This window comes from Paenibacillus sp. FSL L8-0470 (assembly GCF_038008625.1).
Taxonomy (GTDB): domain Bacteria; phylum Bacillota; class Bacilli; order Paenibacillales; family Paenibacillaceae; genus Paenibacillus_AQ.
The window spans coordinates 3,332,434-3,348,583 of record NZ_JBBOZM010000001.1; the positions used below are offsets into that span (position 1 = coordinate 3,332,434).

At 50.8% G+C, this 16,150-nt stretch carries 15 protein-coding genes; 14 read left to right on the forward strand and 1 reads right to left on the reverse strand.

Going from position 1 to position 16,150, the window contains the following annotated elements:
• Position 1: 1 nt before the first annotated feature.
• The 14 genes from NST99_RS15150 (at position 2) to hydF (ending at position 14,638) form a co-directional block, all read left to right on the forward strand.
• Positions 2-991, forward strand: coding sequence for a beta-ketoacyl-ACP synthase III (locus NST99_RS15150; protein ID WP_341092788.1), 990 nt, complete (start codon positions 2-4; stop codon positions 989-991).
• A 97-nt stretch (positions 992-1,088) separates the two neighbouring features.
• On the forward strand, positions 1,089-2,021 hold the full coding sequence (gene fabD, locus NST99_RS15155; RefSeq protein ID WP_341092790.1) for an ACP S-malonyltransferase: 933 nt from the start codon (positions 1,089-1,091) through the stop codon (positions 2,019-2,021).
• 34 nt (positions 2,022-2,055) lie between these two features.
• Positions 2,056-2,805, forward strand: a complete 750-nt coding sequence (fabG, locus tag NST99_RS15160) for a 3-oxoacyl-ACP reductase FabG (protein WP_341092791.1) — start codon at positions 2,056-2,058, stop codon at positions 2,803-2,805.
• Between the two features lie 121 nt (positions 2,806-2,926).
• On the forward strand, positions 2,927-3,160 hold the full coding sequence (locus NST99_RS15165; protein WP_019911228.1) for an acyl carrier protein: 234 nt from the start codon (positions 2,927-2,929) through the stop codon (positions 3,158-3,160).
• A 221-nt stretch (positions 3,161-3,381) separates the two neighbouring features.
• Complete coding sequence (fabF, locus tag NST99_RS15170) at positions 3,382-4,620, forward strand: beta-ketoacyl-ACP synthase II (RefSeq protein ID WP_076109231.1); 1,239 nt, start codon at positions 3,382-3,384, stop codon at positions 4,618-4,620.
• Between the two features lie 12 nt (positions 4,621-4,632).
• Positions 4,633-5,337 (forward strand): ribonuclease III, encoded by a 705-nt coding sequence (gene rnc, locus NST99_RS15175; protein WP_038591210.1) that lies wholly within the window; start codon positions 4,633-4,635, stop codon positions 5,335-5,337.
• Between the two features lie 311 nt (positions 5,338-5,648).
• Positions 5,649-5,966 (forward strand): Na-translocating system protein MpsC family protein, encoded by a 318-nt coding sequence (locus NST99_RS15180; RefSeq protein WP_341092792.1) that lies wholly within the window; start codon positions 5,649-5,651, stop codon positions 5,964-5,966.
• A gap of 133 nt (positions 5,967-6,099) precedes the next feature.
• Positions 6,100-8,244 (forward strand): formate dehydrogenase subunit alpha, encoded by a 2,145-nt coding sequence (gene fdhF, locus NST99_RS15185; protein WP_341092793.1) that lies wholly within the window; start codon positions 6,100-6,102, stop codon positions 8,242-8,244.
• The gene (locus NST99_RS15190; RefSeq protein ID WP_341092794.1) at positions 8,241-8,831 is read left to right on the forward strand and encodes a 4Fe-4S dicluster domain-containing protein; all 591 of its coding nucleotides are present in this window, start codon (positions 8,241-8,243) and stop codon (positions 8,829-8,831) included. The genes fdhF and NST99_RS15190 overlap by 4 nt, the downstream gene beginning before the upstream one ends.
• Before the next feature lie 32 nt (positions 8,832-8,863).
• Positions 8,864-10,261 carry a [FeFe] hydrogenase, group A gene (locus tag NST99_RS15195; protein ID WP_341092796.1) on the forward strand — a complete coding sequence of 466 codons (1,398 nt, stop codon included), beginning with the start codon at positions 8,864-8,866 and terminating at the stop codon, positions 10,259-10,261.
• Entirely contained in the window at positions 10,258-10,842 is a 585-nt protein-coding gene (locus NST99_RS15200; protein ID WP_341092797.1) for a 4Fe-4S dicluster domain-containing protein, read from the forward strand. The genes NST99_RS15195 and NST99_RS15200 overlap by 4 nt, the downstream gene beginning before the upstream one ends.
• A 27-nt stretch (positions 10,843-10,869) precedes the next feature.
• Entirely contained in the window at positions 10,870-11,910 is a 1,041-nt protein-coding gene (gene moaA / locus NST99_RS15205; RefSeq protein ID WP_445744968.1) for a GTP 3',8-cyclase MoaA, read from the forward strand.
• Between the two features lie 7 nt (positions 11,911-11,917).
• Positions 11,918-13,339 carry an aspartate ammonia-lyase gene (locus NST99_RS15210; protein ID WP_341092800.1) on the forward strand — a complete coding sequence of 474 codons (1,422 nt, stop codon included), beginning with the start codon at positions 11,918-11,920 and terminating at the stop codon, positions 13,337-13,339.
• A gap of 30 nt (positions 13,340-13,369) precedes the next feature.
• The gene (gene hydF, locus NST99_RS15215; protein ID WP_341092802.1) at positions 13,370-14,638 is read left to right on the forward strand and encodes a [FeFe] hydrogenase H-cluster maturation GTPase HydF; all 1,269 of its coding nucleotides are present in this window, start codon (positions 13,370-13,372) and stop codon (positions 14,636-14,638) included.
• 88 nt (positions 14,639-14,726) lie between these two features.
• On the opposite strand, the gene hydG is transcribed toward hydF, so the two are convergent.
• A complete protein-coding gene (gene hydG, locus NST99_RS15220) occupies positions 14,727-16,142 on the reverse strand; it encodes a [FeFe] hydrogenase H-cluster radical SAM maturase HydG (RefSeq protein WP_341092803.1) in 1,416 nt (471 codons plus the stop codon).
• Positions 16,143-16,150: the final 8 nt, after the last annotated feature.

Here is a 16,150-nt window from a genome sequence, read left to right on the forward strand (position 1 = left end):
TATGAAACAGTTGCGTCCGGTAGGAATAATTGGTACAGGAAAATATGTGCCCGAAAAAATATTAACCAACAGTGATTTGGAAAAGATAGTCGAAACGAATGATGAATGGATTGTCAGCCGGACAGGGATCCGTGAACGGCATATTGCCGCTCCGCATGAGGCGACCTCGGATCTTGCTTATGAAGCTGCGCTGAAGGCGCTGGAATCAGCAGGCATGAAGGCGGAGGATCTGGATCTGATTATTATAGCAACAGTCACACCTGACAGCTCGTTTCCGTCAACAGCCTGCATTCTGCAGGACAAACTGGGGGCCAAAGGAGCAGCGGCCTTTGACTTGTCCGCAGCCTGTTCCGGCTTCGTTTACAGTCTGGCAACAGCAACCGGATTTATCCAGAACGGGATGTATAACAATGCTTTGATCATCGGAGCGGATACCTTGTCGCGGATTACGGATTACACGGACCGCAACACTTGCGTGTTGTTCGGAGACGGTGCAGGAGCGGTTATTCTCGGCGAAGTTCCGGAAGGCAGAGGTTTTCAATCCTTTGATCTCGGTGCCGAAGGCTCCGGCGGCAGTCTGCTGAAGATGGAAGCGGGCGGTTCGCGTATGCCGGCTTCCCAGCAGACGATAGACGATAAGAAGCATTTCATCTACATGAACGGCCGTGAGGTGTTCAAGTTCGCCGTTCGGGTGATGGGTACTGCTACCGAGCGTGTGCTTACCAAAGCAGGTCTCACGAAGGAAGACATTGATCTGTTCGTGCCGCACCAGGCGAATATCCGCATCATTCAATCGGCTATGCAGCGTTTGGATCTGCCGGAAGACAAATGCGTAATCAACGTGGACAGATACGCCAATACGTCTGCGGCTTCGATTCCGCTTGCGCTGGTTGAAGCAGCGGAAGAGGGCCGGATGAAGGAAGGCGACACCGTGCTGATGGTTGGCTTCGGCGGCGGCCTAACTTGGGGTGCCTCGGTACTGAAATGGTAAACATATAAACGAGCAATGAATTCAAAGAACTCGGTGTGCCTGCCGCTTGATTTGCAAGCCCGGCAGCTGCACCGTTTACGGGAAGGATTTCGAACTTATGGGTAAAATCGCATTTGTCTTTCCCGGCCAGGGTGCACAGGCAGTTGGGATGGGTAAGGATGTATATGACGCTCTGCCGGATAGCCGTGCGGTGTTCGAGAAGGGCGATGAAGTGCTTGGGTTTCCGCTGAGTAAACTTGTATTTGAAGGTCCGGACAGCGAACTCAAGCAGACGGTAAACACTCAGCCTGCGCTTGTAACAACCAGTGTAGCTTATCTGGAAGCACTGAATAAGCATGGACTGAAGCCAGACTACGTTGCGGGTCACAGTCTCGGTGAATACAGCGCTCTTGTGGCTTCAGGCGTACTGTCTTATGAGGATGCAGTCAGCCTCGTACGTCTCCGCGGACGTTTCATGGAAGAGGCGGTTCCTGGCGGACAGGGCGCTATGGCGGCTGTATTGGGTGCAGAACGCGAAGCTTTGGCTGAGCTGTGCAACAATATTTCCGCAGAGGGCAACCCGGTTGAATTGGCAAACGTCAACTGTCCGGGTCAGATTGTAGTGTCCGGATCGCTCGAAGGTGTGAATGCTGTCGTTCAGCGTGTGAAAGAAGCCGGAGGCAAGCGGGCGATTCCGCTCGAAGTCAGCGGACCGTTCCACTCTTCTTTGATGAAGGAAGCTGCCGAGCGTCTGGCAGCTGAACTGAAAGGTGTAAACTTTAATGCGCCTTCAGTTCCTGTAATTGCCAATGTTACTGCCTCGCCGGTTACCGATCCCGAGGAAATCCAGAGGCTGCTGGTACGCCAGGTGTTCTCGCCAGTACTCTGGCAGGACAGTATAGAGTGGCTGATTGCAGCCGGTGTGGACACCTTTGTTGAGATTGGCTCTGGCAGTGTGTTGGCAGGACTGATCCGCAAAATTGACAAGAATGTCAAGGTGGTCAATATTAACAGTCTGGAAAGCATCCAGACAGTCAATGGCTTAGCTTAACCACAGCGAAGGATAAAGGGAGGGGGAATACAGAATGTTCTCAGCATTAAGAGGCCAGACAGCCCTTGTAACCGGTGGCTCCCGCGGCATCGGCCGCAGCATAGCGCTTGCACTTGCAGAGCATGGCGTAAAAGTGGCCGTGAACTATTCCGGAAGTGAAGCTGCAGCGCAGGAAACAGTAGCCCGGATAGCAGAGCTAGGCTCCGAGGGGATTGCCCTGAAGGGGAATGTAGGCAAAAGCGATGAGGCGGAGAATCTCGTCAAAGAGGTCTTGAACACTTGGGGCAAGATTGACATCCTCGTTAATAATGCCGGCATCACCAGGGACAACCTGATTATGCGCATGAAGGAAGAGGAATTTGATCAGGTCATCGAAACGAATCTCAAAGGCGTGTTCAACTGTCTAAAAGCAGTCACACGTCCGATGATGAAGCAGCGTTACGGGCGGATCATAAATATTTCTTCGGTTGTGGGTGTGACGGGGAATCCTGGGCAGATTAACTATACTGCTGCAAAAGCAGGGGTAATCGGCATGACGAAAGCTGCGGCCCGCGAGCTGTCTTCACGGGGAATCACCGTGAACTGTATCGCTCCCGGTTTTATTGACACTGATATGACCCGTGAGTTGTCCGATGAAGTCCGCAGTGAGCTGATTAAGGGAATTCCCCTTGCTGAGCTTGGGCGGCCGGAGGACATTGCTATGGCGGCGGTATTTTTGGCCTCGGAAGGGGCTGCTTACATGACCGGTCAGACACTTCATGTGGACGGCGGTATGTACATGTAAGACCAAACCAGCGTATAGGGATTAAGGGAGAAGCGGGAAGAAGCGCCCGGAAAGCGTTTTTTACGCTCTATGGTATTTTGACTTCATATCTCGTATAATACCAAAAGAGGAGGTGAACCGGATGTCCGATGTATTGGAGCGTGTAAAACGCATTGTCATCGACCGCTTAGGTGCCGATGAAGCTGAGGTAACATTAGAAGCGTCTTTCAAAGATGATTTAGGTGCTGATTCTCTTGATGTAGTAGAATTGGTTATGGAATTGGAAGATGAATTCGATATGGAAATCTCTGATGAAGATGCAGAGAAGATTACGACCGTGGGTGAAGTTGTGAAGTACATACAATCTCATACCTAGAGTCATATGATTGAGGGTCCCGTCCCTGCTAGGGCGGGACTTCTCCTCATTTTACAGCACAAATGAAATGCAAAAGGATGCATATTTGCACCTTTACGGGGAAAATAACAGAACCGCAGAGGGGTTGATTTTTGCGGCGACTGCAGTTTATATAGACTATTCAGAGAGCATGTATGTTCAATTATGTTGAAGTATACAGCCTACAGATGGGGTGATTGCGTTTGAGTCATAGAGTGGTTATTACCGGTATGGGCGTGATGACGTCACTGGGTAAAGATTTGGATACGTTCTGGGATAGCCTCATGAGCGGGAAATCCGGTGTTTCCAAGGTTGAAGCCTTTGATGTCAGTGAATACACTACGCAAATAGCAGCTTCGGTTAAAGACTTTGATGCGGAAGAGCGTTTTGGCCGCAAGGAAGCCCGTAAGATGGACCGTTTCGTTCAGTTCGCGGTAGCAGCCGGAGAAGATGCGCTGAAGGACAGCGGACTTAAGATTGGTGAAGATATTGATGCGGAGAGAATTGGTGTGTCCGTCGGATCAGGTATCGGAGGTCTGGGTACTTGGGAAGACAATCATAATCTCCTGCTGGAAAAGGGACCAAAACGGGTCAGCCCGTTCTTTATTCCCATGATGATTGCCAATATGGGCTCCGGCCAGCTGTCGATCAATCTTGGTGCAAAAGGTCCCAATACAACAACTGTGACAGCCTGTGCAACAGGAAGCCACTCCATAGGGGAATCCTTCCGCCTGATCCAGCGCGGTGACGCGGATGCGATGATCTGCGGCGGTTCCGAAGCTACCATCCGCCCGACAGGGATGGCAGGGTTCTGTGCCATGCGGGCGATGTCCACCCGTAACGACGAGCCGGAGAAGGCCAGCCGTCCATTTGACAGCGGCCGTGACGGTTTTGTAATGGGTGAGGGTGCCGGGATTCTGATTCTGGAATCGCTGGAGCATGCCGAGAAACGCGGGGCGAAGATCTATGCCGAAGTGATCGGCTACGGTCTGAGTGCGGATGCCCATCATATGACGGAGCCGGATCCTGACGGCGCAGCACGCTGTATGAAGATGGCGATCCGAGATGCCGGTATCGCACCGGAAGAGATTGATTACATCAATGCGCATGGCACTTCTACGCCAGTAGGCGACAGATCGGAAACGGCTGCCGTGAAGAAGGCGCTTGGAGATCATGCTTACAAGGTTGCAATCAGCTCCACGAAATCAATGACAGGTCATTTGCTTGGTGCTGCCGGCGGTGTGGAAGCAATCATTTGTGGTCTTTCCCTGCAAAATAACATCATTGCGCCAACCATCAATCTGGACAATCCTGATCCGGAATGTGATCTGGATTATGTTCCGAATGAACCGCGCAAAGCTGATCTGAATATTGTTATGTCGAATTCGTTCGGATTCGGAGGACATAACGCAACCGTAATTCTCAAAAAATATAATCAGTAAGGGGACAGTGCAGTGAAAGGAGACCTGAAGCAGCTACAAAGTCAACTTCAAATCCAATTTCACGATGCTGTACTTCTGAAGCAGGCCTTTACCCATGCCTCTTATGTGAATGAACACCGTTTCAATCAGCATCAGGACAATGAGCGTCTAGAGTTTCTCGGAGACGCTGTTCTGGAGCTTACGGTTTCTGAATATTTGTATAAGTTGCTGCCGGACAGACCGGAGGGGGAATTGACTAAGCTGCGGGCCGCTATTGTATGCGAGCCTTCACTGGTCAAGTTCGCTGAGAGCTTGGGTTTCGGCAAATATGTATTGCTGGGCAAAGGGGAAGAACTTACGGGCGGACGTACTCGCCCGGCCTTGCTGGCCGATGTGTTTGAATCCTTCGTGGGAGCGCTTTATCTCGACCAAGGGCTGGAAACGGCGCGGCGGTTTCTTGATCATCATGTATTTCCACTGGTGGAGACGGACGGCAAGCTGCAAATGCAGATGAGCGATTTCAAGACGGAGCTTCAGGAGCTGATACAGCATCACGGATTGGGTACGCTGGAATATCGGATTATTGAAGAACGGGGACCGGCGCATGAGCGCGAATTCGTCTCTGAAGTATATATGTCCAGCCAGTCACTCGGCAAGGGCAGCGGCCGATCCAAGAAGGAAGCGGAACAACAGGCTGCGGCTGCAGCACTTTTGCGTCTGAAGGAAGACGGCGCCTGAGTGATGTGGAACTTAGATAAGGTAGCTAGCAAAGAGCGGTAAAGGTCTGAATCCGGCAGGAAAAGCGGAATTTAGACCTTTGCTGCTCTTTTTTAAATATAGTTAGATTGAACAAGCTTTTTAGGAATTAATGGATATCGTGTAAGAAGTGGATGAATTCACGTTGAAATGAAAGGATTTGCCCTTTTTTGTGGTTTGACAATCTTTATTGGATAGGTTTAACATGTAATTAATTAAATAAATTACCATAATAGGGATGTTGAGGCTGGGATGTAGTGATGCCTGAGACTGTATTTGAATGTCAGGAGAAGATGCGAAGACTTGCAGTTAAGATTGTGAAGCATTATCGCGGCAAAGGTCCGGAGAATGTAAAGGTTAGGATGGAGTATGAGTCCTTAATCATTATTGAGATTCGTGGAATTCTCTCTAGTTTATCTGAAATTTTGCTCAAAGAAGGTGCGGTACATTTAGTTACAGAATACTGGAAAGTGCTGAAGCCTTATTTGGAGAGAGAGTTTATGGCAGAGATCGTAGAAACGCTTGGCAGCCCCTTTACATATACATGGAAGATCGAAGACCCAAATCAAGGGGATAGGGCAATCATTATTCAATTGAATAAATCGGTTTGATTAGAGAGAATGGACTTTTGCTCCTTAGCTTTTTAATAAGCCAGTACATTGTGTATTTCTGATTATACCTTGTATTGGCTTATTTTTGTGTTGCTATAATTGTGCAAAAAATCACAAGGAGTGGTGAGGAACTATGGAGAATAAAGTGCTGACTGTATGTCCGTATTGCGGAAGTGGTTGTCAGATGAATTTACTTGTTGAGGAGGGGAAAATCGTAGGCGCTGAACCAGCGGATGGAAGAACGAACGAAGGGAATCTGTGCCTTAAGGGTCATTATGGATGGGATTTTCTGAATGATCCGCAGATTCTTACCGCCCGTATCCGCAAGCCGATGATTCGTAAAGCAGGGACACTGGCAGAGGTATCCTGGGAAGAAGCCATTCAGTATACAGCCGAGAAACTAACAGCAATCAAGGAAAAGTATGGACCGGATGCAATCATGGGAACCGGTTCAGCCCGTGGCCCGGGAAATGAAGCCAATTATGTCATGCAAAAATTTATGCGCGCTGTTATCGGAACCAATAATGTTGACCATTGCGCTAGGGTATGTCACGGGCCGTCCGTAGCTGGGCTTACCTATTCGCTAGGGGATGGCGCAATGTCCAATTCAATTCCTGAAATTGAGGACACGGATCTGTTGTTTATTTTTGGATACAATGCAGCGGTTACCCATCCCATTGTGGCGAGAAGAATTGTTAGTGCGAAGCAGAAGGGCGCAACGATCATCGTAACCGATCCCCGCAAGACGGAGTCGGCCCGCATTGCAGATACTTGGCTGCCCCTTAAAGGCGGAACGAACATGGCGCTTGTCAATGCCTTTGGTCATGTGTTAATTGCTGAGGAGTTATACGACAAGCAGTATGTTGAGAAATATGTAGAAGGTTTTGCGGAATATAAAGCCAGTGTACAGAAATATACACCTGAATATGCGGAGAGCATTACAGGTGTGCAAGCGGCTGAGATCCGCAAAGTAATGCGGCAATATGCGAGTGCGAACAAGGCGATGATCCTGTACGGTATGGGGGTATGTCAATTTGCCCAAGCCGTGGACGTTGTAAAGGGTCTGGCCTCACTGGCGCTTCTGACCGGCAACTTTGGCAGACCTGCCGTCGGGATTGGTCCGGTCCGCGGCCAAAATAATGTACAGGGTTCCTGCGATATGGGGGCATTGCCAAATGTCTATCCGGGATACCAGTCTGTTACGGATGACAAGATCCGTAAAAAATTTGAAAAGGCCTGGGGAGTGGCTTTGCCTCGCAAAGTCGGGTATCGGATTACCGAAATTCCTCATCTCGTTCTAAAGGAAGACAAGGTGAAGGCCTATTATATTTTTGGCGAAGATCCGGTGCAGAGCGATCCGAATGCCTCAGAAGTGAGAGAGACGCTGGATAAATTAGAATTTGTAATAGTCCAGGACATCTTCATGAACAAGACAGCCCTGCATGCCGATGTGATTTTGCCGGCCACCTCCTGGGGTGAGCATGATGGGGTCTACTCTTCAGCCGACCGTGGATTCCAACGCATCAGAAAGGCCATCGAGCCTCCCGGTGAAGTAAAGCCCGATTGGCAAATTATCAGCGAGCTTGCCACGGCGATGGGATACCCGATGTCCTACCGGAACACGGAAGAAATATGGGATGAAATGAGGGGGCTCTCCCCGTCGTTTGCCGGAGCCAGTTATCGGAAGATGGAAGAACAGGGCAGTGTTCAGTGGCCTTGTCCGTCAGAAGATCATCCGGGCACACCGTATTTATATGAAGGGAACCGGTTTACCACTTCCAGCGGCAAAGGACAGCTGTTTGCCTGTGAATGGAGGGCACCGCTGGAACAGCCGGATCAAGAATATCCGTTGTCCTTGTCCACAGTGCGTGAGGTAGGGCATTATTCGGTTCGGACGATGACCGGCAACTGCCGTGCCCTCAGTCAACTGTCGGATGAGCCTGGTTTCATCCAGATGAGCCCGGCGGACGGATCAAGCTTAGGGATTGAAGACGGCCAGCTTGTACATGTTGTATCCCGCCGTGGCAGAGTGTTAGCCCGGGCACAGATCAGCAACCGTGTTAAAACCGGGGCCACCTATATGACCTACCATTTCTGGATTGGGGCCTGCAATGAGCTGACGGGTGATTATCTGGACCCGGTATCCAAAACCCCGGAATACAAGTATTGTGCGATCCGCATTGAGAAAATTGCAGATCAACTGCGCGCAGAACAACAGGTTCAGCAGGAATATGAGGCGCTCAGAGCGCAGATGCATGTGGAGGCGAGACCGGTATGAATAATGTACAGCCGAATCCGTTTGTCATTGCCGAAGCGGGCAAATGCATAGGCTGCAAGGCGTGTGAACTGGCATGTTTCGCAGTTCATAACGATCACAATGGGGTTGGGGCGGCTGTGGGTACCGTTACGGTACCGGTGATTCCCCGCCTGCATGTCATTCGAACAGAGAGCTTCACACTGCCGGTCCAATGCCGTCAGTGCGAGAATGCGCCTTGTGCAGAAGCCTGTCCGGTTCAGGTGATCCGGCAGGAGGAGGGGATAATAGTTATTCATGAAGAGAGTTGCATAGGCTGCAAAGGCTGTGCCATGGCTTGTCCGTTTGGTGCCATCAGTCTGTATAAAGCATACAGCAACGGCAAGGTAGTCCCGCAGATTCAACTAAAGGAGCGGCAGCATAGTGCGATGGTACGTAGCGCCAAAGTGATCGCCTATAAATGTGATTTATGCCAGACCAGGGACCATAAGGACGGAGCTATGGGGAACATTCCGGCTTGTGTAGAGGTCTGTCCGGTAGAGGCACTGTCACTGGTTCATCCGGATAACAGTGTATCCAGGTCGCGGACAGCAGCAGCTATGCGACTGTAATACCACTTCAATTCAGAAAAGAAGGTTGCACTATGCCGTATAAGGATCCAATCATTCATATTGACGAACAATTATGTACCGGCTGCAGACGTTGCGCGGCTGTATGTCCTGTAGATGCCATTATTGGCGAACCGGGCCACCCGCAGACTATTGATGCTCATCGCTGCGTCGTTTGTGGACAGTGTGTGCAGATTTGTACCGCTTATGCTGCGGACAACGAGTCGACGGCAGCCTCACGAGCGGTAAAGTTACAGGAAAGAGGACAGCTCCCCAACGTGCGTGAGCCTTTGTTCGCTGCTTATTCGTCAGGGGATATCCAGAAGGTAAAAGCTGTTCTGGCTGATCCGAAACGGTTCAAGGTGGTGCAGTGCGCTCCTGCGATCCGAGTATCTCTGGCGGAGGAGTTTGGGCTGCCCTTCGGCACTTTAACCCCGGGGAAAATGGCGGCTGCGCTGAGACGGCTGAAGTTTGACCGGATTTATGATACAAATTTTGCTGCGGACGTGACGATTATGGAAGAGGGCTCAGAGCTGATTGGCAGAGTGATGTCAGGAGAGCGGCTGCCAATGTTCACCTCCTGCTGTCCAGCCTGGGTGAAGCATGCGGAGACGGCAGCACCGGAGCTGCTGGAGCATTTGTCCAGCTGCAAGTCCCCGATGCAAATGGGTGGAGCCTTGTTCAAGACCTACGGAGCGGAGCTGGATGGAATTGCACCTTCGGATATTTTCAGCGTCGCGGTTATGCCCTGTACCTGTAAGAAATTTGAATGCAGCAGAGAAGAAATGAGTGTGGATGGTTGCCGGGAAGTGGATCTTGTTATTACTACAAGGGAACTGGCCAGCTTAATCAAGGATCAAGGCATCGATTTCATTCATCTTCCCGACGAGCCATTTGATTCACCGCTGGGCAAATACTCTGGAGCAGGCTCGATCTTCGGCGTCACAGGCGGTGTGATGGAAGCTGCGATACGAACGGGGTATGAACTGATCACCCATGAGCAGATACCCAATCTGCAATTGGATTTTGTCAGGGGAGAGGAAGGCATCCGGACGGCAGAAGTTCAGATTGGCGATTTGGAGCTCAAAGTGGCAGTAGTTGCAGGACTGAAATATGTGGATGCTGTTTTGGCAAAAGTTGCAGATGGCACCTGCCCGTATCATTTCATTGAAGTGATGGCTTGTCCCGAAGGCTGTGTCAGCGGCGGCGGACAGCCCAAGCTCCTGTTGGAAACGCAGCGGAAAATTGCTTATCAGGCCAGAAAGAGTGCCGTCTACCGCCACGACTCTCATCAGAAGGTCCGCAAATCCCATGAGAATCCAGATATTATCAAATTATATAAGGACTTCTTAGGTGAACCGTTAGGCCATACTTCACATCATTTGCTGCATACCAAATTTGTTGACAGAAGTCTTAAGGAGGAGATGTCATGAACGGGTTTGTCATTGCCGATCCCGATAAATGTATAGGTTGCCATACTTGTGAAGTGGCCTGCGTAGTTGCACATTCCGGGAATAATATGTTCCTTCAGGAAGAGAGCGGTGCTGACTTCTATCCACGGTTGACTGTCGTCGAGACCGACGAAGTTACGGCACCGGTGCAGTGCAGACATTGCGAGGATGCTCCTTGTGCTAATGTGTGCCCTAATGGGTCCATTACGAGCAAAGACAACAGCATTTTCATCAATCAGGATAGCTGCATTGGTTGCAAGACCTGTATGCTGGTATGTCCTTATGGGGCGATTACGATGGTTCCGGCACATAAAAGTGGCCAAAAGCAACTTCAATCCGGGCTTCGTTCCAATACTTCGGGTGCATGGAGCCGCAAGGAGAGAATCGTTGCGAACAAATGTGATTTGTGTGAAGACAGCGGCAAGGGCCCGGAATGTGTGCGGGTATGCCCCACAAATGCTCTCCAATTTATCGTTCCAAGCCAGATTGAGGATTCCATTTCCCGGAAAAGACTGGCCAGTGCGCAGTCATTGCAGCAGTTCGGCGGTTTTTCGCGCCTCTAATTCAGTCACTATTACGCAGAAAGCAAGGTGGAGCGTTTGTCCGATATCTTGGTCGATCACTTTGGTCGTTTACATAATTATGTACGTATCTCCGTTACTGAGCGCTGCAACTTGGGCTGTCAGTATTGCAATCCGGGCAGAGTAGAAAAGGCTGTGGAGAGTAACCCGCTTACCTTTGACGAAATTGAACGGATCGTAAGGGTACTCGCTGAGATGGGGGTAACCAAGGTGCGTCTTACCGGAGGAGAACCGTTGATGCGTCCGAACCTGGAAGAACTGGTGGCCAGGTTAAGGGCCATCTCAGGGATCGAACGTGTCGGTCTGACCACGAATGGACTGCTGCTCGCCCCCAAAGTGCAGAAGCTGCGTGATGCCGGGCTTACAGATCTCAACGTCAGCCTGGATTCTCTAATTCCAGAACGCTATTCCAGAATCACTGGGGGCGGCGATGTCAGCAAGGTGTTGCATGCTTTAGCAGCTGGTTTTAAGGCTGGCTTCGAGGTACTCAAGCTGAATATGGTCTTGATGAAAGGTGTAAACGATGATGAAATTGAATCCTTTCTGCAGCTGACTCAGAAATATCCGCTGCACGTACGCTTTATTGAGTATATGCCCATGGGTCATGATATCAACGGATGGGAAGCGGGATATATGCCTTTGGATGGAATACTGGAGCGTTGTGCCAAGGCTGGTTTTAGTCTTGAAGCAGGCCCGGACTCGGGTAGGACAACTGATGAGCCGGCTGAAAAAGCAGCAGATTCCGGCCCTGCCCGTTATTTTCGCATCCAAGGTGCGCCAGGGCAATTTGGCTTGATTCATCCGGTCAGCCAGCATTTCTGTAATTCGTGTAACCGGCTGCGTATTACAGCAAATGGCCACGTTAAGCCGTGCCTCTTCTGGAACGAAGAGCTGTACATCCGGCCTTACATCGCTCAATCAGAGCTGCTGAAGCAATTGTTCCTGCGCGCCTTGGAAGCCAAACCTGGCCAGCATATTATGATGGACCAACCGGGCACCAAGCCACCCCAGAAGGCCACAATGCGTCTGATGTCGCAAATTGGGGGGTGAAAAACAATTGGACGACGATCCAACGTTTCGGGTGGAATCGGATGCTTTAGGGAGTGAAGCGGTTCCCAGTGGGGCTTATTATGGAATTCACGCGGTAAGGGCGCGGGATAATTTTGCGGTCAGCGGCCGGCAGGTGAATCCGCGGATCACGCGGGCCATTGTAATGGTGAAGAAAGCGGCAGCCAAAGTGAATGGCAGGCAAGGGGGGATTTCCGAGCAGGCGGCTGCGGGTATTCTATCCGCTTGCGATGAAATTCTGCAAGGCCAGATGGATAAATACTTTATTGTGGATGCGTATCAGGGCGGAGCGGGAACGAGTACGAACATGAACGTTAACGAGGTTATAGCCAATCTGGCCATCGAGAAACTTGGTGGGCATAAAGGGGATTACCGGCTGATCCATCCGATAGATCATGTGAATCTCTATCAATCTACCAATGACGTGTATCCCACTGCCATGCGAATTGCGATGATTCCGCTGCTTCGCTCGCTTAGTGAAGAGTTCGCCTCTCTTCAGGAGGCATTGCAGGAGAAGGAGCGGGAATACGCCGATGTGTTAAGGTTAGGACGGACTCAACTCATGGACGCACTGCCCATCATGGCCGGACAAAGCTTTGGTGCTTATGCCAAAGCGGTTGCACGGGACAGGTGGCGGCTGTACAAGGCGGAGGAACGGCTGCGGGAGATTAACCTTGGAGGAACGGCAGTGGGCACAGGAATGAATGCCCCCCTTGCTTATATTTATGCCATTGCGGAAGAGCTGCGGGAACTAACCGGAATGGGGCTGTGCCGCAGCGATTTTCCGATGGATGGCACACAGAATATGGATGTGTTTGTGGAAGTCTCAGGTTTGCTCAAAGCCGCTGCGGTGAACTTGCTGAAGATATCCGGCGATTTCCGGCTGCTTAATTCCGGGCCCTCCGGCGGAATTGCAGAATACATCCTGCCGCCTATGCAGGTAGGTTCTTCGATCCTGCCCGGTAAAATGAACCCGGTCATCGCAGAGATGGCCGGGTCAGTTGCTATGAAGGTGATCTCCAATGATACAGCAGTCACTTTGGCGGCGGCCAGCGGACAGCTGGAGCTGAATGCCTTTGCCCCTTTAATCGCAGAATCTCTGCTTGAATCTCTTGAAATTCTTACTGGGGCTGTACGGCTCTTTCATGAGCGATGCGTGCGTGGGTTGAAAGTCGATACTGCGCATTGTCTCGAGCATTTGGAACGCTCCGGCGTCATGGCTGCCGCAGCGGTGACGTATCTGGGTTATGACGCCGCGGCTGAACTGGCTACGTCTGCGGCGGCCTCGGGCCGGCCGTTAAAAGAGATATTGCTGGAACGCGGACTGATGACGAAAAAGCAGATCGATGCCATTCTGCACCCGCTGGAGGTTACCAAACCAGGCATCCCTGGAAGATTAGGAGATTTATAAAGGTTCTAGGATAACGAAGGAGCGCATGTTATGAGCTTAAATAATACCCCGCGTGGAGAACGAATGCACATTGCAGTCTTTGGACGGCGGAATGCCGGCAAGTCCAGTGTGATTAACGCTTTAGGCGGTCAGGAGACATCCATTGTTTCTCCCGTAAGCGGGACAACGACAGATCCGGTCTATCAACCGATGGAGCTGCTGCCGGTGGGACCGGTAGTGCTCATTGATACCGCCGGATTGGATGATAGCGGAAGTTTGGGCGAACAGCGGATTCGCAAAACAAATCAGGTTCTGAGCAAAACCGATCTGGCGTTGCTGGTGATAGATGCTGTCCACGGAGTAGCCGGATTTGAGCACAACCTTTTACAGACCCTGTCCGTGAAGAAGATTCCGGTCATTCTACTATTGAACAAAATAGACTTACTCGAAGAGCATGGTAACGGTGAGGAACACACTGTAGTGGCGGCAAAGGCAAAGGTAGAAGAGCAGCTTCATTTGAAGCCGGTACTATTCAGTGCTCTCAGCAATACTGGGATCACGGATTTAAAAGCCGCAATCGTCAGGGAGCTGCCGAGGGACGAAGACCGGTTCCGGCTAGTGGGAGACCTGCTGAATCCCGGAGACTTGGCTGTTCTGGTAGTGCCGATTGATAAGGCAGCACCCAAAGGAAGACTGATTCTGCCCCAGCAGCAGACCATTCGTGACATCATGGAATGTGATGCGGTTGCTGTTGTCACCAAGGAACAGGAGCTTGGACACACACTCAAGACGCTGGGGCGCAAGCCAAATGTGGTCATCACGGATTCACAGGCATTTCTTAAGGTTCAGGCAGATACCCCAAAGGATATCCCGCTCACGTCCTTTTCCATATTGTTTGCCCGCTACAAGGGGGATCTTCCTCAGCTTGTACGCGGGGTTCGCGCTATTGGTCGTTTGCAGGATGGAGACCGGGTGCTCATTGCGGAAGCCTGCACGCATCACCGGCAATCCGATGATATTGCTTCCGTGAAGATTCCCCGCTGGCTGCGGGAACTGACAGGCAGGCAGCTTCAAATTGAACATGCCGCAGGCAGCGATTTCCCCGCAGGACTCGGCGGTTATTCACTGATCATTCACTGCGGAGCGTGTATGTTGAACCGCAGGGCGATGCTGGGGAGGCTTGAAGAGGCGGAACATGCGGGTGTTCCGATTGTGAATTATGGTGTATTTATTGCCTACGTGCAGGGGGTATTCCCAAGAGCCATCGAAATGTTTCCGTCCGCAATGCTGGCCTGGGAGGAGGGGGTATATAACCATTAATGCGTATATTAAAGCGGGGGTGCTCCAAAAGCCATCTGGATGGCTGCTGGAACACCCCCTTTTTGTGACAGCGTACATTGGGTGCGGCCTAAAACCGTAGATCTCGTTCGCCGTTATGGATACGCTGAAGTTGCTTTAAGGTCGCTTTTTTGACCGATTCCTTGGGAATGCGCTCCAGATTGTCATGAATCGTCTGCTCTCCAATGGCCCGCATCTCCTCATCGGCGTAATCCAGCAGGTATTCCTGAAACGTCATCAGGGAGTTCGGCTGGCAGACATTATGGATTTGGCCGGATTTGGCCAGCTGCATGAAACGGTCTCCCGTTCGGCCTTCCCGGTAACAGGCGGTGCAGTAACTCGGCACATACCCGTCCTGGCAGAGATTTTTGATAATTTCCATAGGGGAGCGGTGATCGCCGACCATGAATTGCGGTTTGTCATCTTTATCTTTGTTCACACTGTATGCGCCAACACCTGTGGCGGAGCCTGCGCTGATCTGGGAAATGCCGAGTTTGATGATCTGATCCCGAAATTCAGCGTCTTCGCGTGTAGAGAGTATCATACCTGTATAGGGAACGGCTATTCGCAGAACGGCGACGATTTTGGCGAAATCCGGATCGCTGACTAAGTACGGGTAATTGTCCAGGTTCACATTCTCTGCTTCGCGCAGGCGGGGGACGGAAATCGTATGCGGTCCGCAGCCATAGGCCTGTTCCAGATGCTCGGCATGTTTTAACATAGCTATCGTTTCATATTTATAATCATAGAGCCCATACAGAACACCAATACCAACATCCTCGATACCGGCTTTCATGGCCCTGTCCATGGCGGTCGTATGCCAATCATAATCACTTTTGGGTCCTTGCGGATGGTATTGCTTGTAACTAGGTCTATGATAAGTCTCCTGAAATAAAATATAAGTTCCAATTCCCGCCTCAGCCAGCTTGATATAGTCATCGAATGTGGTTGCAGCGATGTTGACATTGATCCGGCGGATACTGCCATTGTCCAGCTTCGTAACGTAAATGGTCTTTATGCAGTCGAGAATATACTCGATGGAACAATTGCGGGGATCCTCACCCGCTTCCAGCACAAGCCGTTTGTGTCCCAGAGACTGCAGAACGGTAACTTCCTGGGCAATTTCATCTGAGGTTAAGCGGCTGCGTGTGAATTCAGAATTGGAATGTTTGTAACCGCAGTATACGCAATTATTGACACAGTAGTTGCTGACATAGAGCGGTGCGAACAATACAATCCGGTTGCCGTAGATCTGCTCCTTGATAGCTCTGGATACCTGATAAATCTCATTGAGTGTTTCCTGATCTTCCACATTTAAGAGGACAGCTGCTTCTTGTGAGGTCAGTCCTTTACATTGTCTGGCTTTCTCAAGAATTGCGGACACCTTGGCCCGATCTGATCCGGCATTTTCTCCAAAGCGCAGCGCTTCTTTGATCTCTTCGTCCTGAATGAAATCCGCCGGACGACTTTCATTAACTCGGCTCACGAACATCC